This is a genomic window from Pollutibacter soli (genome assembly GCA_029269725.1).
In the GTDB taxonomy this organism is placed as follows: Bacteria; Bacteroidota; Bacteroidia; order Chitinophagales; family Chitinophagaceae; genus Pollutibacter; species Pollutibacter soli.
Genome location: JARJHS010000007.1, coordinates 134,841 through 156,050, shown reverse-complemented (window position 1 = coordinate 156,050; position 21,210 = coordinate 134,841). Strand labels below are relative to the sequence as shown.

At 42.5% G+C, this 21,210-nt stretch carries 13 protein-coding genes; 11 read left to right on the top strand and 2 right to left on the bottom strand.

Going from position 1 to position 21,210, the window contains the following annotated elements:
* Nucleotides 1-37 precede the first annotated feature (37 nt).
* Nucleotides 38-364, bottom strand: a complete 327-nt coding sequence (locus tag P2W82_RS17245) for an ATP-binding protein (protein WP_336517164.1) — start codon at nt 362-364, stop codon at nt 38-40.
* A gap of 391 nt (nt 365-755) precedes the next feature.
* Here P2W82_RS17245 and P2W82_RS17240 point away from each other — a divergent pair, with 391 nt between their 5' ends.
* The 11 genes from P2W82_RS17240 to P2W82_RS17190 all read left to right on the top strand — a co-directional run bounded on the left by P2W82_RS17240 (nt 756) and on the right by P2W82_RS17190 (nt 17,065).
* Nucleotides 756-1,238 (top strand): tetratricopeptide repeat protein, encoded by a 483-nt coding sequence (locus tag P2W82_RS17240; RefSeq protein WP_336517163.1) that lies wholly within the window; start codon nt 756-758, stop codon nt 1,236-1,238.
* A gap of 18 nt (nt 1,239-1,256) precedes the next feature.
* Complete coding sequence (locus P2W82_RS17235; protein ID WP_336517162.1) at nt 1,257-1,742, top strand: GNAT family N-acetyltransferase; 486 nt, start codon at nt 1,257-1,259, stop codon at nt 1,740-1,742.
* A 258-nt stretch (nt 1,743-2,000) separates the two neighbouring features.
* A complete protein-coding gene (locus P2W82_RS17230; RefSeq protein WP_336517161.1) occupies nt 2,001-2,459 on the top strand; it encodes a YdeI/OmpD-associated family protein in 459 nt (152 codons plus the stop codon).
* Between the two features lie 188 nt (nt 2,460-2,647).
* Nucleotides 2,648-3,094 (top strand): DUF1572 family protein, encoded by a 447-nt coding sequence (locus tag P2W82_RS17225; protein ID WP_336517160.1) that lies wholly within the window; start codon nt 2,648-2,650, stop codon nt 3,092-3,094.
* Nucleotides 3,095-3,305: 211 nt separating this feature from the next.
* The gene (locus P2W82_RS17220) at nt 3,306-3,797 is read left to right on the top strand and encodes an SRPBCC family protein (protein ID WP_336517159.1); all 492 of its coding nucleotides are present in this window, start codon (nt 3,306-3,308) and stop codon (nt 3,795-3,797) included.
* Nucleotides 3,798-4,372: 575 nt separating this feature from the next.
* The gene (locus tag P2W82_RS17215; protein WP_336517158.1) at nt 4,373-5,173 is read left to right on the top strand and encodes an acetoacetate decarboxylase family protein; all 801 of its coding nucleotides are present in this window, start codon (nt 4,373-4,375) and stop codon (nt 5,171-5,173) included.
* Between the two features lie 2 nt (nt 5,174-5,175).
* Nucleotides 5,176-7,296, top strand: a complete 2,121-nt coding sequence (locus P2W82_RS17210; RefSeq protein WP_336517157.1) for an NAD(P)-binding protein — start codon at nt 5,176-5,178, stop codon at nt 7,294-7,296.
* Nucleotides 7,297-7,306: 10 nt separating this feature from the next.
* The gene (locus P2W82_RS17205; RefSeq protein ID WP_336517156.1) at nt 7,307-12,409 is read left to right on the top strand and encodes an adenylate/guanylate cyclase domain-containing protein; all 5,103 of its coding nucleotides are present in this window, start codon (nt 7,307-7,309) and stop codon (nt 12,407-12,409) included.
* A gap of 95 nt (nt 12,410-12,504) precedes the next feature.
* On the top strand, nt 12,505-13,932 hold the full coding sequence (locus P2W82_RS17200; RefSeq protein WP_336517155.1) for an ATP-binding protein: 1,428 nt from the start codon (nt 12,505-12,507) through the stop codon (nt 13,930-13,932).
* Nucleotides 13,933-13,935: 3 nt separating this feature from the next.
* Nucleotides 13,936-15,597 (top strand): FAD-dependent oxidoreductase, encoded by a 1,662-nt coding sequence (locus tag P2W82_RS17195; protein ID WP_336517154.1) that lies wholly within the window; start codon nt 13,936-13,938, stop codon nt 15,595-15,597.
* Between the two features lie 157 nt (nt 15,598-15,754).
* The gene (locus P2W82_RS17190; protein ID WP_336517153.1) at nt 15,755-17,065 is read left to right on the top strand and encodes a carbohydrate porin; all 1,311 of its coding nucleotides are present in this window, start codon (nt 15,755-15,757) and stop codon (nt 17,063-17,065) included.
* 275 nt (nt 17,066-17,340) lie between these two features.
* Here the strand turns inward: P2W82_RS17190 and P2W82_RS17185 are convergent, their stop codons facing one another.
* Complete coding sequence (locus P2W82_RS17185; RefSeq protein ID WP_336517152.1) at nt 17,341-20,763, bottom strand: two-component regulator propeller domain-containing protein; 3,423 nt, start codon at nt 20,761-20,763, stop codon at nt 17,341-17,343.
* Between the last annotated feature and the right edge of the window lie 447 nt (nt 20,764-21,210).

Genomic DNA, 21,210 nt, shown 5'->3' with positions numbered 1-21,210 from the left:
AATATCCCCGGGAATACTAACGCATACCATCACCCGACTAAGATGAAGCCGGAAGCTCATTTATGAATGATGTGCCCCGATCAGGAACAGTTTCTACTGTCAGCTGCCCACCATGAGCTTTCGTAATAATATCATAAGCAAGAGAAAGTCCAAGGCCCGTGCCATCACCCGTAGGTTTTGTTGTGAAGGATGGCTGGAAAATTTTTGACAGGTTTTCCTGCGGAATGCCGATACCATTATCGTTGATTATAATCTGAATCGCCGAAGAGGTCCTTTTTGTTATCACCTCAATTGTGGGTTGAAACCCGATACCTGCCATTATTTGTTTCGGCTCGCAGTTGGTTCGCTGATTACCTGGGACCATTTAAAAAGAAGCATTTTTATCTTCAAGGACGCGAAGGAACTGACTATCGATCAGCAACTGCGTAATGGTATCAGAAGTAATTTGATATGGTTCAGGAAACGAAGATTGTGACCGGCCTGAAACTGAAAATAAAACCGGGAGAATAAACAGCAGGCAATATTTTTTCACGGCAAAGAGTTTCTCCACGCAAGTTGATTTCGTTTTTCATTTAGTGCCGGACCAGGATATTCCGGTGATTTTACAGGTAATGCGCTATTTGCGCAATACCTAGTGCTCAGTGTTGTTGCAATTGTAGTGAACCGCGGGCAAAATGGCTATTGATCATTGTTCAAACTTCAGGGATCTTCACATATTTTCGCGGGCTATAACATTCAAAAAATAATTTCTGACAATGGCTACCCGGCTACCAGTGTCTGGTCAGATTTCATGGCCTGCGCTTATTTTCAATATTGTATTAATGTTTTTCCTGAGCTATATCAGTAAAAGACTGGGCTTTAGTGATCCTGCACTTACAGGAATTGGAACTTATATTGTAGTGCTGTTTCTTCTTCGGGTAATTATTACAAGAGATCACCGCCACGGAATGATGCTGGTGAAAAGGGGAAAATTTGCAGAAGCAATTCCTTTCTTCGGGAAAAGCTATTCCCTTTTTTCAAAACATCTCTGGATTGATAAATATCGTTTTATCACATTACTGAGTTTTTCAAATATGACTTACCGGGAAATGGCGCTGAATAATATTGCGTTTTGTTATGGTCAGCTGGGAAATGGAGCAAAGTCGGTAGAATATTATGAAAAGACGCTCGCTATGTTCCCTGAAAATATGCTGGCGAAGACTGCATTGAACCTGATCAATGCAGGAAAAAAGTTGTAAGCTAAAACAGTTTTCATTGTGCTTAACATCAGATTATTTCAGACATCAGATTTCAAACAGGTACTGAACATTTTGAAAGAAGTCGTTTCAGGTGGTGACACCTATTCTCTTTCACCACAATCAACTGATGAAGAGCTGGAATCATTCTGGTTTGCTAAAGGAAATCATGTTTACGTATGTGCCCAGGGTGACGATGTAATCGGCACTTTCTTTATCCGTAATAATCAACCGGGGTTGGGATCGCATATAGCCAATGCAGGATTTATGGTGAGTAAATATTATGGCGGAAGAGGAGCGGGCAGAATGATGGGCGAGTTCGCAATAGTGGAAGCAAAACAATTGGGTTTTGATGCGATGCAGTTTAATTATGTTGTTAAGTCCAATACATATGCGGTTGAATTATGGAAGAAACTGGGGTTCCAGGTGATGGCTGAAATTCCAGATGCTTTTCGTCATATAACGCTCGGATTGACCCCTGTTTATATCATGTACAGAAAGCTCTGAAAATTCACAGTAAGTGGCCACGCTTTCAGTTACTGTCCGCATGGCTCTATTTCGCTGTGCCAGGATGCAGAATGAATTATTTTTGGTCTTGATTCTGCGAAATCAATCAGACCAGCATCTCAACGAAAGAAAGAAGTGTTCATTGGTCCTTCTTTTTTGCGATTATTTATTTTGAAATACTCAATCCCGGACGTGAATATTTCTATAAAGCCGTTGAAGTGATATAAAATTTCAGCAATTTTAAGCATTGTACAGCATATGAAAAGTCAGAAATTCAAAACAAAACTTTTTCTCGCAGGGAAAACTGCAACAGGCATCGAGGTCCCTGAAAAAATTGTTGAGTCCTTTGGAAGGGGTAAAAAAGTGCCTGTTACAGTAACTATTAATACTTACAGTTATCCAAGTACCATTGTCTTTTACAATGGCGTGTATATGCTTCCCGTCAGCGCAGCTGTAAGGGAAGGTGCAGGAATTGAAGCAGGCGAAACAATCGAGGTCGAACTTGTACCAGATGATTCTGTACGTACTGTAGAATTACCCGCTGATTTTAGCAAGGCACTGAATAAAAATACTGCAGCAAAAAATTTTTTCGAAACTTTATCCAATAGCGGCAAAAAATTCTTCACCATTCCGATTGACCAGGCTAAAACTCCTGAAACCCGACTGAGGCGAATTGAAAAAGCTATTGAACAGCTGGCGGCGAATAAGAAGCCATAGTTTGAAAAATTTGAAAATAGTTCATTTTCATTTCCTCACTTTTTAATTTCTTTATTATCAATTCCACGGGCCATACCTTCAATACCGTGCCGAATGATTTTTGGCTCAAAATAGATTTCGCGATAGGAATTTAATTGAATCAACGATCGACGGTATACGCTACTTTTCAGAACATCAATACATTTGTTATGATCATTAATGAACTCATCACCGTTTTCGATCGTGATCTCAATAAGTTGAAATTTGAAATTGAATCTTATAAGAATCCCGCTGCCGTTTGGAAAATTGAAAAAAGCATTGCCAATTCAGGCGGTAATCTTTGTTTGCATCTTGTCGGAAATCTTAATGCTTATATTGGTGTTGGTCTCGCAAATACAAATTATTTACGCAAAAGAGATCTTGAATTTTCCAGGAAAAATATACCTCAGTCAGCATTAATCACACAGATTGAGGAAACAATGGTTGTAGTTCATTCGGGACTCAGCAATCTTACCGGGCCAAAACTTTCAGAGGATTTTCCAATCGTCATCTGGGAAAAACCATCCAATATGGCCTTCACATTGATACATCTCGCTACGCATCTGAACTATCACCTGGGCCAGATCAATTATCACCGGAGATTGCTGGACGATTAGAATTAACATTATTGCTGTGCAGGTTTCTGATGGTTAAATAATAATCCACTTAAAATTAAATTTTGTGCAACCGATTGGCTTCTTTTATATTTGCAACTGAACGGTTTCTTTTAATCGATTGAGCTGGATAACATTTTTTATACATAAAACCGGTCGTATCTCTGTTCAGGAAAAGGTATTACAAAATATCACCTAACGATAAAAAGGAAAAATGAAAAATCTTTTATTTGAATTCGATGTAGATAAAATCCATAAGACAGTAACCGTTGAGCGTGAATTTGATGCTCCGGTTGAAAAAGTATGGGCCGCCTGGACGGATAGCAGCATTCTTGACCAATGGTGGGCGCCCAAGCCTTATCGCGCAGAAACGAAATCACAGAATTTTCGTGTTGGCGGAACATGGATGTACGCAATGGTTAGTCCGGAAAATGAATACCATTGGTGCCGTGCTGATTACACTGCAATAGTGCCGCAAAAAAAAGTGGATTGGCTCGATGCTTTCTGTGATGAAAAAGGAAATATCAATGATAATTTTCCCAGGTCAGGCTGGAAAATTCAGTTTTCTGAAAATGATAACACAACACATGTTCACATCGTAATCAATCATGAAAAACTGGAAGACCTGGAAAAAATAATGGAGATGGGCTTCAGGGAAGGATTTACCATGGGACTGGAAAACCTGGACAAATACCTCGCAAAATAATCATCTTCTTTTTCTAAAAAGTTGAAGTTGCAGGCTATACATGGCTGTTGCCTCAACCTTTTTTACTAACAGTTACGGCTACCTTGAAATTTATGCCCGTATTTTCTTCGGAAACAAAATCAATTCTATAGTATACCCAGTGGTTATTATGACATACACTGCGATTAACCGAAACCTGTTACCTGCCCGTCGTGGCACGAGGTACAGAAAATAACACTGAAAGATGTTTCCCTCTCAGCTGGGTATAATGTTTTAATTAAAGGTCAGCGGAAAACCAATCCTCCAGTCTTTACATTTTCACGTCCAATGATACGCCTGTAACATCCGTGTTCCAGCCAGGCCTGGTATCAGGCTGAATGGAAAGTTTGAGTTTCATCATTAAATATTTCAAAGTCAATCCTGAAAATCTGGTATTAAAACTCTAAATTTCTGATAAATATCCCTCCTTTTCGGAAAGCCTGTCATCATCCTGCCTCTTCTGAACATGATCCACTAATGGCAATGTTTTCATTAGCCTGAAAGGATTTCTGCGTACCCTCCACAGAAATACAACACTCAATAAATAATGCAATCATATGTTCCAGCATCAGGTTGATCAGCCAAAAATAAATACAACGGGAATTCCGGGAAAAGATCCTCTTTATGGCAATTGCGACAGTCGTTTCGCATTTACTATTGTGCCGGATTCGTTTGCCCAAAGCCTGCTTCCCCCCGATCTTGAACTAGCTCCTCAAACGTATACACCTGATGGCTATCATCCCTTGTTGCTGATGTTCAATGATACCTGGCTGCATTCCAATGATAACCTGTCGCGGATTGCTGCGGAATATCATCTGCAATTAAACCTGCATTACAATGAATTTATAGTAATGCTGCCTTATGTACAGTTCAGGGATAATTCATTGAATGACCAGGGACCTTACTGTTTTCTGCCGGTACTGTACCTGGATAGTATACTTGCTGTTATCGGCGGCCGACTGTTCTGGGAATTCAATAAGGAGATGGCAAGATTTGATATCTCCCCGACTACGTTTAATGTAGAACATGAATTGTCCGGAGCACCTTTGTTTTCGGCCACTTTTACAACCAGGGGTATTCCCGTGATAGATAACAGTATAGCTAATTTCAATGCGATCATCCCCATCTTACGGCTTCCCGTAATCGAATATGGCAACTACGGCTATGTAAGTTCTGTCTATACAGTTGAATATGAAAACCTGATGATCACACCTGTTTCCATGCAGCTCAATAATCAATCCTGTCCTTTTCTTCCGCCGGGAGAATCGGAGGTACCCAGCATTGAAAAAATACCTATGGGTTGTTTCGCTATGAATTATAACTGGACCCTTACTTATATCAAGTTCATTAAAACATAAAAATGTCCCAAAAGAAATTGGCCGTCCTCGGTGGAGGAATGGGCTCCCTGACATGCGTTTATAAGATCACTTCTGAGCAAAACTGGCAGGATAAATACGACATAACGGTTTATCAATTGGGTTGGCGACTCGGCGGAAAAGGAGCCAGCGGCCGAAACGGAGAGGTTGGTCAGCGAATTGAAGAACATGGCCTCCATCTCTGGTTTGGATTCTATGATAATGCGTTCAACCTGATCCAGCAATGCTACAAGGACAACAACCGGCAACCAGGAACACCCCTGGCTACCTGGGAAGAAGCTTTTACTGGTTATAATATGATATGTCTTGAAGAAGACATTGATGGCAAATGGGAACACTGGCCGATTACCATCGAGCCCAATAGTTTAACTCCCGGGTATGGTGTTCCGCATCCGACTGTAGAGGAGTATATGTACCGGTTGCTCGATCGGTTAAAAGAACACCACGATCACTTTCTGCAAAGAAAATCTGTGGCGGTGCAGGGTAACATCAACGCACACGCGCAGACAGAACACATGAGCCTGATCAAAAGAATAGTCAGTCCTTTGTTGCGTGTGGAAGAAGATTTACTAATAGATGCAGGTTCATTGCTGATACGGGCTGCATCAGTAGCCGCCCGTGCCGGTCAGCACAGCCTTGTCGGCGAACTGATGAAACATTTTAAAGCATGGATGTTGCATATCACCGCAGGGCTGATGAATGATGACAGCTGGTTACGCCGCGACTTTATCATTTCTGACCTCGCCGCTGTTACAATCGCAGGAATGGTGGAAGATGGAGTTATTGATAAAGGTTTTGATGTGATCAATAATATCGACTATCGAGATTGGCTCGCTAAACATGATGCTGCTCAGATCACCCTGGATTCCGCCGTCGTTCAGGCAGTATACGGATTGGTATTCGGTGGAAAACAACAGTATACTTTCGAAGCGGGTACGGCACTCCGCGGACTACTCCGGATGGCATTGACATTTAAAGGTCATGTGTATTACAGGATGATGGCAGGTATGGGCGATGTTATATTCGCACCGATGTACCAGGTGCTAATGGCGCGTGGAGTTAAATTTCAGTTCTTCAGTAAGGTGACCAATATTGGATTGACTTCAGACAATAAAAGCATTGCGAAAATTGCTATCGATATACAGGCGACATTAAAAGATCCGAACAAGCCTTACAATCCCCTGGTCAATGTAAATAATCTTCCCAGCTGGCCTTCTGCGCCTGATTACAATCAGCTGGTGCAGGGTGATGCATTAAAGAATCAGCAGGTCAATCTTGAATCTTATTATTCAACATGGAAGGCGCCATTAACACAAACGCTTACCTGGGGAGTTGATTTTGATGAAGTGATCCTGGGGATTTCCATTGGTGCATTCCCGGCCATAGCATCGGAACTCAATGTAAGCACGGCCTGGGCGAATATGGTTAATAATGTTATCCCGATTCCAACTATTGCATATCAACTCTGGCTGAAATCTTCCATTCAGCAAATGGGATGGCCCTATATCAGCGATGGACTTGCTCTCCTGGGCTCTTATGAAGAGCCATATGATACCTGGGCGGATATGAGCGATCTCATCGTCAGGGAAAGCTGGCCGGCTGGATATACTCCTCAGAATATTGCCTATTTCTGCGGACCGACGCCCGCGATATATGCGAGCCAGATTTTGAAAAATGCACAGACGGGAAATTTCTCCAATGCAGATTTCCCTGCCCAGCAAACATCCGTCGCACAAAATTATGCATTGGATTATGTACAGAACCTGAGCCCGCATATCTGGCCCGGAATAAATCCAGCAGGATCGGGGTTCGATTTCAATCAGTTAACCGATCTGAATAACGGTAGCGGTCAGGCGCGTTTTAATGCACAGTTTTTCAGGGCTAATATTGATCCGACCGAACTCTATGTAATGTCGTTTACCAATAGCTCACAATACCGGATTAAAACCGATAAAACAGATTTTTCAAACCTTTATATTACGGGAGACTGGATCGACAATGGATTTAATGCCGGTTGTATTGAAGCGACAGTAATGAGCGGACTTCAGACCGCGAGAGCCGTGACAGGTGTCAGTTTCGAGATCCCCGGAGAGAAAGACAAATAATTCAACTTCTTTGAGCAGACCAGACGAATATATCGATACAGCTGAACTGGTTCGAACGAACTATTACCAGTTACATGCAGTAAAACATAAAACCGCCGGCACACCTTATCTGCTAAAAAAATTCTTCCGGCTGGATGGACAGCAAATGGCAGGCTTGAGAAGCAGTATTGAACTGGCAAAAGAACTGAAGCTGGAGATTTTGCTCGAACCGATTGAATTTTTCGAACAGGGTGTTCAGGCCAGTGTCCTGTACAAACATTTCCCCGCGATTTCTCTCAGGTTTTTTCTGCAGCAACACAAACGTCTTTTACCGGCAGACTTTATACTGATTGCAAAAAATATTGCGACTTTGATTGGTGAATTTCATGCACGAGGCTGGATTATAAAAAATCTCAACCCGGAGAACATTTTACTCGATGCTGATAATCTCGCCTGCAAGCTTGGTGATCTGAGGAAAGCGACAAGGATTTTCAAGAAGGAAAGAAATCTTGTTCACCAGAAAACAGATTTTCTTGAACTGCAATACATCAGTCCGGAACAAACCGGGAGGATAGCGCAGCAAACCGATCAGCGTGCGGATCTGTATGCATTGGGAATTATCTTTTATGAATTGCTTACAGGAATTCCACCATTTTCATTTACCGATCCGGTGGAAATAATTCATGCGCATTTAGCTGTTCCTGCGAAAGAGCCGATATCCATTAAAAAAGATATTCCGTATGTGCTGAACGATATAGTGCTTAAACTGATTTCAAAAAACCCCGAGGATCGTTACCAGAGCTGCGAGGGATTATTGAATGATCTCGGTCTTGCGTCCGATGCCATTTCACGAAATGAAAAAATCAAGCTCGGCACCAAGGATAAGATCACCAAGATCATTCCTACTTCAAGGCTTATTGGTCGCGCGGGTGAACTAAATACGCTTGAGCAATTATATAAAAAAGCAATCATCGGAAACAAGCAGGTAGTATATATCAGTGGATATTCGGGTGTAGGAAAAACGAGAATTGTACAGGAATTCTATCGCTCAAAAGTTTCTGAACGTGTGCCCATGGTTCGTGCAAAGTTTGATACGATGCAGCGCCATATTCCCTACAGCGCTTTACTCATCGCCATGCGCGAATTGATAAGAAAGCTGAATCTTGAACCGGATGAAGATCTCGTGTATTGGAAAAGCCGGTTACTCTCGGGATTAAATAACAACGGCGGGATTATTACAGAAGTTATTCCCGAACTCGAGCTACTCATTGGAACACAGGAAGCGTTGAATCCATTGCCACCGGAGGAAGCACAGAAAAGATTTCAACAGACATTTATCCGTTTCATCACTTGCTTCACCAGCGGCGATCATTCACTTATACTTTTTCTTGATGATCTGCAATGGGCGGACATCGCATCCATCCAATTGATCGAATTGATTCTGATGGATGACACTATAAAAAACTTCCTTTTTATCGGCGCTTTTCGTGATAATGAAGTTGAACCTACACATCCATTAATGCAATCGCTGAAGCGGCAGGAACAGTGGATCAGATATGAATCTATTCGTATTCCCGAGCTGGATAAAAATGACACCACCACACTCATCAGGGAAACACTCCATTTTCCTTTGGATAAAGCCGAAGAATTTGGCGAGAAAATGTTTTTAAAAACAGGGGGCAATACTTTTTTTACAATTCAGCTGCTAACGTCACTTTTCGAGGATAAATTACTTATCCGGAACGATGAAGGTGCCTGGGTCTGGGATGAAAAGATTTTCCAGGATATGGGAATCAGCGCAAACGTAGTTGATTTCCTGGTTGATAAAATGGAAAATCTGGACTATGGATTAAAATCACTTCTGCGAATCGCGTCAGCCCTGGGGGATGTTTTCGATCTGAAAACACTTGCACAAATCGCTGAGAAAAAACAAAACGAAGTAGCGCTGGAACTTTCAGCAGCGGTCAACATGGGTTATATCATTTCCCTCGATGAAAACCTGGATGCGTTTTTCAGAACGATCAGGGATATCGGGGAGAAAGATCTTGAAGCCCTGGGTAATACGCGTTTTCGTTTTTCACACGATCGTATCCGGCAGGCTGTGCTTGTTCTTGTGGGTGAAAAAGACCTGGCCGCGTTGAACCTCGCTGCTGCAAGGATCAAAATTGCACGCATCCGGGAAAATGAAACAGATGAGGAAATTTTCCAGCTTGCGAATCATTTTAATGTTGCAGCCAGTTTAGTGAACTCTCCGGAAGAGAAACAATTACTTGTAAAATACAATCACCTGGCCGGCATCAAAGCCAGGAATGCATCCGCATATGAAGCAGCCATCCGCTATTTTGATGTTGCGCGGCAGCACCTCAGCTTCGATAACGACTACGAAAAATGTTTTGATGTGCAACTGCAACAGGCAGAATGCAGGTACCTGACCGGCAAATATGAAGTAGCGGAAAAAGACCTCGATGATTTATACAAGGTTTGTCGCACACGCATCGACAAGCTGAACACGCTGTTTATAAAAGTATATCTCTACAATATCCAGGACCGGAAAAAAGAAGCAATCGACGCAGGTAGAATCGGTTATCGACTTTTTGATATCCACATGCCTTCAGGCAAAGCGGCAACGATGGCGTTGCTTTTAAAAGATGTGATGACAGCGAGGATAAAAGTGAAGGAGTCCGAAATTCCACTTTTGCTCGGGCGACCATTGATGAAAGATGCTGAAAAGATCCGCCTGCAGGAATTTCTTTTAGCCATGGCACCGACTATGTATCAGTACGATCAGAACCTGTTTGCCTGGAATTTTATGCGGATGTTTTTCAATTCACTGAACGAAGGAAATAACGGAATTTCTTCATTCTGTTATATAGGATACGGTATGCTGGTTTCCCAGCTTTTCGGAAAATACCATATGGGCAAAAAGCTGGCCGATGTCGCATTGCAATTGAACAACCAGCTGGGCTACACGGCTCTGAAATGGAAGGTTCGTTTATCTTATTACAATTTTGTTCATCACTGGACTGAACCCGTCCGTCCGGAAATTGATAATATACTTGAAATAGAAAACGGCGCATTCGCCAACGGCGATCCGATATTTGCTGGCTATGCCGTGTTTATCTATCACCAGAAAATATTTGCGCTCGGATTTCCGCTTGCAGAAGTGAATGAATCTTTTGAAAACTATCTGCGGCAGGTGGATCAGCGGCGCGATCTCGAAACACGTCATTTCCTTGAAGGTTATCATTTTCCAGTGCGATGTTTGTTGGGTATCGAGACCAACATTCTTCATCCGTCCGGAATTGACCCAAAACAGCTCATTGCGGAAAGTATTGCATCCTCTTCATTCACGGTTGCTGCAGATGCCAGCATCGGGTACATGTTGACGTTACATTTGTTTGGTTACCGGCAGGAAGCGAGTGATTGCTATCAGCAGGGATCAAAATATATGGCATTTATCCAGCAGCGGTATGAGTTTGCCGAATTTCATTTTTACGGTGCGCTGATTTGTGCATCCGCTTATGAGAACAAACTGTCTTTCCGCGGCAATCCCCTATCACAGCTAAGAAAACATGTGCAGAAATTAAAGGCCTGGACAAGAAACTGCGCTGCGAATTTTGAGCCTCAATACCTCATCGCATCTGCCGAACTGGCAAGGGTATCAGGAAGGGATTTCGAAGCCATGGGTCTTTTTGAAAAAGCCATTGAGAGCGCAGAACAATATCGCTTTATCAATTACAAGGCGCTTGCCAATGAACTTGCAGGATATCATCAACTAAAATCGGGAAATAAGAATATTGCTTATGCCTATCTTGATCATGCGCGAAAAGATTGGATGGCATGGGGAGCTGTTGCAAAAGTGAAAGACATCGAACAGAAAAATCCTGATCTTTTTAACCAGAGCATTTCACAGGCCGCAACAGAAACAGAAATAAGAGAATCGGCTTTCACGGGAATGGATCTGAACCTCTTACTTAAAGCGACACACGCCATCAATATTGAGAAAGATATTGACGGACTCGTTGAGCAACTGATGAAGACAATTATCCAGTACAGTGGCGCGGATACAGGGCATTTGCTGGTCAGGTCCGGAAACGACCTCATAATCAAGTCCAGGTATTCCATATCTAAAGGAATTGAAACAATAGATCTTCCTGCAGATAATGATTTGCTGCCGATGAGTATCATTCGCTATGTCGTGCGATTGATCGAGCCTTTGATTGTGAACGATCCCGCATTGTCCTCCGACTATTCACGCACCTCTTATTTTGAAACGCATCAGCCGAAATCTTTGATGGCATATCCCATCATCAAACAGGGTGAAATATTTGGTGTTTTATATCTTGAAAATTTCCAGCATCAGCATGTGTTTGATGAGCAGAAGATAAATATCCTGAGTGTGATTTCTGCACAGGTTGCTGTATCACTGGAAAGTGCATTGTTGTATCAACAGCTGGAATCAAGGGTACTGGAAAGAACGGAAGCCATCGAACTTGAAAAAGGAAAAGTAGATGAAATGCTGGAGAACATGCTTCCAAAAGATTCAATTGAGGAACTGAAAAGAACCGGAAAGACAACTGCACAGAAGCTCGACAATATAACGGTGATGTTTGCCGACATCAAGGGATTCACAAAGATTGCCGAAAGATTGAGTCCGGAAGAACTCATCAACAAGATCGATTATTATTTCAGTTATTTCGATGAACTGATGGTTAAGAACCGGCTTGAAAAAATCAAAACCATCGGTGATGCGTATGTAGCTATCGGGGGATTAAATGTCGATGCAGGCGAAGGCGCGCTGGATATGATCAAAGCTGCTATGCAGATGCAGGATTTTTTGCAGAAACAGAATAAAGGCCTGCCGGAGTCCGAATGGCTTGAAATGCGCATTGGAATACACACAGGCCCCGTAATCGCTGGTGTTGTAGGCTTTAAAAAATTTCAGTACGATATCTGGGGCGATACAGTAAATATTGCAGCAAGAATGGAACAGGAATCCGAGCCGGCAAAGATCAATATATCAAATGCCACTTACGAACTGGTAAGGGAGAACACCGAGTGCAATTACCGCGGAAAGATCGATGCAAAAAATAAAGGTTTACTCGATATGTATTTTGTTGAACATCTCAGGTAATTACGAACGATCAATTGCTGGTTTTAAAATCCGCCTGAACCGACCGGAAAGTGTAACTTGCTAAACTTCACTTTAATTCGGGAAATCTGAAATTCATGGCACAGGTCACCATTGATGAATTGAGAAATAATATCGCCGTAAGCGAATTGCCGGATGAACATTTGCAATGGCTCATTGACCATTCCGTATATGAGGAGTATGAAGATGGTGACATCATCGGAAAATTTGGCTCTCCTTCTGAGGTGATGTGGATCAACCTTGAAGGAAAAGTTTCTTTCTATATGAATGTAAATGGCCGGCAGGTGTATTACATCACGTTTGAGAACAATGATATCACCGGCGGTGTCGGGGGACTTCTTCCCTATTCGAGAATGAAAACTTATCCGGGCACTTCATATGCCTTGGGGAAAGTGAGATTGCTACGGCTTCATAAAGATCATTTTCATGAACTGGAGTCATTAAACCCGTCATTCATTCAGAAACTGATCGGGTACATGACCGAGCGGGCAAAGATCTTTGCTACCACCAAACTGCAACATGAAAAAGTTGACGCTCTCGGAAAACTTGCAGCTGGTATCGCACATGAATTAAACAATCCTTCTTCGGCGATCAAGGGCATTGCAGCTGACCTCACGGAGAGGCTCAACCGTAACTACGAACTTACTGAGGAACTTATCGGCAGTGGGATAGAGCGGGAAGATATTCGGCTGATCCGGACTATGGTGAAAGAAAAATCAGGAGAAGTAAATCCCAGGCTTTCTACTTCCAAAAGGATGATGTATGAAGACGAGCTCGATGATTGGCTGATTGATAAGGGGCTGAATAAACGTGAGATTGCAGAAACATTCGCCGAGTATGGTTTTAAAATTGAAGAACTGGAATCCCTTCACGCGAAACTGGGAAAGGAACATTTTCTTCATGTCCTTCCCTGGATTGAAAACCTGATCAGTTCAGAAAAAGTGATCAGTGATATGGATCACGCTGCCGGAAGAATTTCTGACCTGGTTGGCGCGATAAAGAGCCATGTTCACATGGATCGAACAAACGAGCTTCAATTAACAGATGTACATAAGGACCTCGAAAACACATTGACCCTGATGGGCTTTAAACTAAGAGAAAAGAATATCGAAGTTGTAAAACATTTCAATTGCGACATGCCCCAGGTGCCCGCTTATGTCGGTGAACTCAACCAGGTGTGGACCAACCTCATCGACAACGCAGTTTTTGCTATGGACAAGAACGGAACGCTAACGGTGGAGACTACCTGCGATGACAAAACGGCAACTGTTTGTATTTCCGATTCCGGCGCCGGAATTCCAGCAGAAATATTGTCAAGAATATTTGATCCATTCTTCACTACTAAAAAAACAGGTGAGGGAACCGGGATCGGACTCGATATCGTGAATCGTATTGTGAAAAGACATGAGGGCGAGATCAAAGTAAAATCTTCGCCCGGGCATACAGAGTTCAAAGTTATACTCCCACTGCAGAAAAAACCAGAATCAAAAACAAATGCGGGTTGATTTATGAAGTTACCCTATATAATAATGATCGATGATGATATCCAGGTGTTGAGGGCAATTCAGAGGGATATCAGGAATGAATACCGGGAAGATTATAAGATCGCTGCAACGGAATCAGCTGCGGATGCACTCGAATTAATCCATGAGCTGAAATTAAAAAATGACGCTGTCGCATTGATCATTTGTGATCAACGCATGCCGGAAATGGATGGCGTGGTATTGCTGGAAAAAGCCAATGAAATTTTCCCGGAAGCAAAAAAGATTTTGCTGACAGCATATTCTGATATTGAAGCGGCAATCAAATCGATCAATGATGTTAAGCTGGATTATTATTTGTTGAAGCCCTGGCATCCCGCTGAAGAAAAATTATTTCCCGTTGTAAATGATCTGCTTGATCAATGGCAGGCATTGTACAGGCCTGATCACGAAGCGACCCGGATTATCGGTTATCAATGGTCGCCAAAATCACATCGCTTAAAGGAATTTCTTTCGGGAAATCTGATTCCCTACATATGGATAGATATCGAAAATGATCCGGAAGCAGAGAAGTACCTCATCAGCGCAAATACTTCCAGGTCAGATTTGCCATTGGTTGTATTGAAAGATGGCACTTTTCTGACAGATCCCGGTATCAATGACCTGGGCAATGCCGTTGGCCTGCAACAAAAAGCGACCAAGGAAATGTACGATGTACTGATCATCGGCGCAGGACCCGCTGGTCTTGCCGCATCAGTATATGGATCCTGTGAAGGTTTAAAAACATTGCTGATTGAAAAAAGCAATCCGGGCGGACAAGCCAGCAGCAGTGCGAGGATTGAAAATTATCTTGGCTTTCCTACGGGGCTTTCCGGCGCCGATCTCTCGCGAAGAGCAATCACGCAAACGCTTCGTTTCGGCACTGAAATTCTGACTCCAGCTGAAGTGGATTCCATCACTACCCGTGATGGATACAAAATCACCAGACTCAAAGACGGTTCAGAAGTTCATAGCAAAACAATTGTGATCGCCACAGGTGTCGCCTATAAAAAATTGGAAATCCCCGGGGCGGAAAAATTTTCCGGTGCCGGTGTTTACTATGGTGCTGCTTCGGTGGAAGCGCATGCGTGTCGTAATGAAGTGATTTATATTGTCGGGGGCGGCAATTCGGCATGCCAGGCTGCCATGTATATGAGTAAGTTCGCGAAAGAAGTGAATATCATTATCCGGAAAAATTCACTTTCACAAACAGCTGCAAATTACCTGGTGGAAAATGTAGGACATACAAGAAATATTCGTGTGCTGTGCAATACAGAAGTGATTTCCTGTGATGGCAAAGAAGTGCTGGAGAATATCACCTTAAAAAATGTCAATACAGGAGTAGAAGAAACAGTCTCCACGAAAACACTTTTTATATATATCGGCACCAAGCCAGGTGCGGAATGGTTGCGTGAACTGGTGATAAAAGATGAAAAAGGATATATCATTTGCGGTAATGACCTCAAAAAACAAAAATCATTTCATTCGTTCTGGAAACTCAACCGCGATCCTTATGTTCCCGAAACAAGTATACCTGGAATCTTCGCATCAGGCGATGTAAGATATGGTGCGCTGACAGGTATTTCAGCAGCCGTTGGTGAAGGATCAATGGCGATTCGTTTTGTAAGAAAATACCTGCAGGAAATGTAGACGCAGAACGTTGAACGTTATACGTGGAACGTCTGTTGTTTCGAGTGATGGATGCGTTGTCAGTATTGAATTCCGGCTATTCAGTGAAATGACTTAACTCGCATAGGCGTACGTTCAACATTTAACGTTAAACGTTGAACCGTGTAATGGCACTCCCATGAGATATGCTTTTCTAATTTTTGCCATCATTCTTTCCTGCGGCGTTTATGCCCAACGGGATACGACGCTAAAAAATCGTTTCTCCATTCATGTACAGGCAACAGTCATCTATCAATACAAATCTGGTTTTTCTGCAAAGTATTCGGGTGATAACAGTCTTATTACAGCAGATGAAAGTCATGTATCGGTAACGTCCACACTTTTTGCTGGTGCGAAACTCTGGAAAGGCGCTGTTGTTTTTATTAATCCCGAAATTGCAGGTGGCAGTGGTCTTAGCCAGGTATTGGGTGTAGGAGCAGCACCCAACGGAGAAACATTTCGCATCGGTGATCCTTCGCCAAAAATTTATATGGCCCGGTTATTTTACCAGCAGCGATTTGCGTTATCAATAAATAAGGCCTGGAAAGAACCCGATTTTAATGAAATGGGTGGATACTATCCCGAGAAATATATAGCCTTGACCGTTGGCAAGCTGAGCATTGCTGATTTTTTTGACGACAACGAATTCAGTCATGATGCAAGGACGCAGTTTATGAGCTGGGCACTGATGGACAATGGTGCATGGGATTATCCGGCAGATACACGAGGTTATACACCCAGCATTGTGTTAGAATACATTTCACCCTCTTTTGAACTGAGGTACGGCTTTTCACTGGAACCGCTGACGGCCAATGGAAGAAACATGAACTGGAACATAACTGAAGCAGGTTCTCATTCTTTTGAGTACACCAGAAGACATAAGATTAATACCAGGAATGGCTCAATTCGTTTGCTTGGATTTCTCACTGTTGCAAACATGGGCAATTATAAAAGGAGTATTGAGCTGAGTCCTGTCAATCCTGATATTGAACAAACAAGAGTGACCGGTCGCACAAAATTTGGCTTTGGTATCAGTGCAGATCAATACCTGGCTGACGACCTGGGTTGTTTTCTGCGATTGAGTTGGAACGATGGCAATAACGAAACCTGGACTTTCACCGAAATCGATCGGAGCCTGAGTGGTGGACTTACGGTTACGGGCAAACGTTGGCACAGATCGGATGACAATGTTGGAATCGCCTATGTTATTTCAGGAATTTCAAAACCGCATCGCAATTATCTCATGGCCGGCGGTAAGGGCTTTATGCTAGGAGATGGTAATCTTAATTATACCAACGAACAACTCATGGAATTATATTATTCATTCGCACTCCGGAAGAAAAGCATCTATTTAAGTGGCGCTTATCAATTGATTATAAACCCTGCTTACAACAAAGACAGACATGGTCCGGTGAATGTTTTCTCCGTACGTTTTCATGCGAGAATATAAAACAGTTTTAAAAAGGAAATTGCTTTTGAGAATACGGTAGAATAGCCTTTGGCAAATGTGAACACCGGAACGGGAGAAATACATGTAAAATACAAATATGAGCGATTGAAAATTGTTCGTACAAGAAAATCGTTTTACATAATAGCACTTTCTCCGCGCTTCTCTGCGGGCTGTTTCTCCGCGACCTTCCGCGTCGCGCATTTAAACCAATCGCCGCAGGCGATTAAGAAGGGCCGAAGGCTAACCTGAAATATAATCAGCAGGCGGCAAGCATATTAGATCGGTATCGCAATGATAAAATCAGTACCTGCTCCTTTTGTGGACTCAAAACTGAGATTTCCATTGTGTCCTTTTGCGATGATATCATAACTCAACGACAGTCCAAGGCCGGTTCCCTGCCCGGTAGGTTTTGTTGTAAAGAAAGGTTGCAATACTTTATCTCTTATCTCTTCGGGAATGCCTTCACCATTATCCGATATACGAATCTCTGCATAACGTGTCAGCTTTTTTGTAACCAGGCTCACTTCCGGAATATAACCGGCAGATGATTTCTTTTTCTTTTCCATCACGGCCTGGAATGAATTGTTCAGTATGTTGAGCAACACTCGACCGATATCTTCCGGTAACATCGACACTTCACCAATGGATGGATCAAACTCAGATCTTATACTGATGTTGGCCTCTTTCTCTTTCGCGCGAAAACCATGATAAGCAAGCCGAAGGTATTCATCCGCTAATTTATTCAGATCGGTTTTTACTTTGTTTCCGTCGCTGCTGCGGGAATGTTGCAGCATTGATTTAACAATACTGTCTGCGCGTTTACCATGATAATTAATTTTTTCCTGGTTCTGTGAAAGATCATCTGCAATCTGTAACGCAGTATCTTTTCTGTCAGCAAGTATTTCTGCTTTCAATTCATCGATCAATTCTTTATTAACCTCTGAAAAATTATTTACAAAGTTCAATGGATTCTGAATCTCATGTGCAATACCTGCTGTCAACTCACCAAGCGAAGCCATTTTCTCGCGTTGTACAAGTTGTGATTGAGTAGATTGCAAATCCTGCAGGGATTTGTTTAATTCTTCGGTTCGGACCTTTACTTTTTCCTCGAGTTGAACATTTGCCATTTTCAACTGCTTCGATCTGCTGACAATGATCCGCCAGATTCCGGCTGCAAATAAAATTATACCCAGCGTATAGGCCCACCAGGTTTTCCACCAGGGTGGAGTCACAACTACAGCAATCGATTTTTCAACCCATTGGTCCTGCCCGTTAATGGCTCTTACACGAAAATTATATTTACCCGGTGGTATATTGAAAAAATAGGCACGCTTTTCTTTTCCTACATAACGCCACTCGTCATCATAATTCTCAAGTATGTACATGTAATTTTCATCACCCGGACTTTCATAATCAAATGCATTGAAATCGAAAGAGAAATTGTTTTCATTATAAGTCAGGTCGAGTTTAGGTGTTACGACCAGGTTTTCATTTAAAAGTGTGATTTTTTCGGCATTGACATTTGGATTACTGATATTGATGTGTGTAATGTTAAGTAAAGGACGGGAGTCAATTTCCTTTAAACTTTCAGGGTCAAATGCATAATATCCTTTTACATCGCCGATATAGATTTTACCATCTTTCCCAATCAGGTTATCGCCAAAATCAAAACCACTTTTTTTAACTCCATAACTATTGCCGTATTTGGTTACTGTGTCGCGTGCCCTGTTAAGTTTATAAATCGCATCAACAGCGGATACCCATAACTGTTGCTTTCCATCTTCCATCACATGTAGCACGATTCCAAAATCCTTCCTGATGATCGGGTCGACATACAATTGAAATTTATCGCGCGACGGATCATAACGAAACAGTCCCGATTGTGTTCCCGCCCAAATCACATTCTTTGAATCGGAAAAGATGGCTCTACCCTGGTAGCCCCGTAGGTAAAGTTTAAACTTTTCGCTGACAGGATCCCAGCTGCTGATCCCGTTATTTGTGACGATCCAGTATTTTCCTGCCGAATCTTCTGCTACACCATAACCCCGGTTACTGTTCAATCCTTTTTCAGCCTGGTCGCTATATTGAAAATGTGCCTTGAACTTCATACTGTCTGGATCAAATGATCGTACGCCGTTGGTATTATAACTGACCCAGATTTGTCCCTTTTTATCAAAATTGACCATGTTAATGGAATTGTCTTCGACACCTTCGATACGAAAAGTATTAAAGGAATTTTTTTCAGGGTCGAACCTGCACAATCCATTGTTTGTACCTAGCCACATGATGCCTTTCGAATCCACCCGCATGCTGCCGACGGTATCCGATGCCAGAGAAGACGCAGGATTTTGTTTGTTACGCCTGTATACGAACACTGCATTTGTTTCTTTATTCTTCTTAATCAAGCCTGAAGAGCTGGCAATCCAAAAAGTGTTTGTTTTATCATCATCGTAGAACGCATTGCCATCTACAACACCCATACTTACAAAAGGTATTGATGGCTTAGGTCGCTCTGCGCGAAATATTTTTCGGTCCGGTGAGCTGACGAAAATCTGCCCATCCCTGCCATGATACATTCGGTACAAAGTGAATGCAGTAAGACCCGAAGATGAATCAATCGTAAACTGACCTTTTTCATTTCGTGTCCGACCGTAATGTTGCATTTTTCTGTTTACCGGATCATAGCGTTGTATTCCACCCTGGAAATTGCCGATCCACAAAAATCCAAGAGAATCTTCATCAATAAACGTAATATGATCGTCGGGATTTTGGTAATTGAACGGACCGCGACTTAACGAATCCGGATACTCACTGCGAAAAGGATAACGGGTGATCATACCTGTTTTTCTGTCCAGAGAATGAAGTCCGTCACCATATGTACCCACCCAGAATTTACCACGGCTGTCTTCAAATAATGCGGTTACCGGATTTGCGAAGAGGCTGTTGACATTTGCCGAATCATGCATAAACCGGGTGATTTTTCCTGACTCCGGATCCAGCCTGTTTAACCCACCTAAGTCACTTTGCACATTTTCACCTACCGCAGGATGATTGCATCCGATCCAGATGATTCCGTTTTTGTCTTCATAAATAGTTGCTACTTCGCCATAACTTAATCCATTCGGATCCTTTGCGTTGTACAGATAATGTGTAAACTTTTTGGTCTCAGGATCGTATTTGTCAACACCAGCAAAACTGCCGATCCAGATGTTTCCTTTACTGTCTTCAAGTAATGTCAACACAGAATCGCTGCTGATACTATTTGCATTTCCCGGGTCATGGCGGAAATTGGTAAATGTTTTTCTCTCCTGGTCATAGACGTCAACACCGGTTCCGATAAAACCAATCCAAATGTGATTGTTTCGATCTGCAATAAGTGCTGTGGATTGATTGCCAGAAATTGAAAAAGATTTCTTCGTTTCGTCTGGCTGAAAACTGACTTCTTCTGTACCATCAAAACGATAAACGCCAATTCCCAATTGAGTGTACCACAGATATCCTTTTTTATCCTGTGCCAGCCAAAGAATCGGACCGCTGCCTACAGGATGATGAACGATTTGTTTAAAGCTGATGGATTGTGGTCGCGCGGTCATTGCCATCATCACGGCAATTACCGCTGTAACGACTTTTGACAAAATTGTTACCGGATGAATTCCGGAAATAAATCCAGTGGTTGAAATAGCTGTTAATTTTCTCATGCCTCCTGACCTGTGCCGATAAATTTAGCGCTTTTGAAGTAAGGGCATTTCCATTTCAGTGAGATTCTGCCACAGATACCAATGATACCCAGTTCCATGTTCCAGCCAGGAATTCGGATCTCAAAACCGGAACCTTCACCTATTGCCTAAGTTACATTAGGCGCAGATCAACATAAAAACAAAATTCATATACGGCTGCCATGTTGCTTTCGATAAAACGCGACCGCAATAAGGGATCGCAGAGAGTGAGGAGGCAGGAGCCAGGCAGGAGAGTTAGCAGACAGGAACAAACGTTCATATGAGTTAATCGCTGGGTTTGGAGTTCTCGGTTGTCAGAACTGATGCTGTGGCTGGTTTGAAAATGAAGTCGGCGATTATTATTACTGTGTCCGCTATTGACCAGATGCCAGTATTTATAACCTATGCGGTAAAGGCATTTTTGAAACT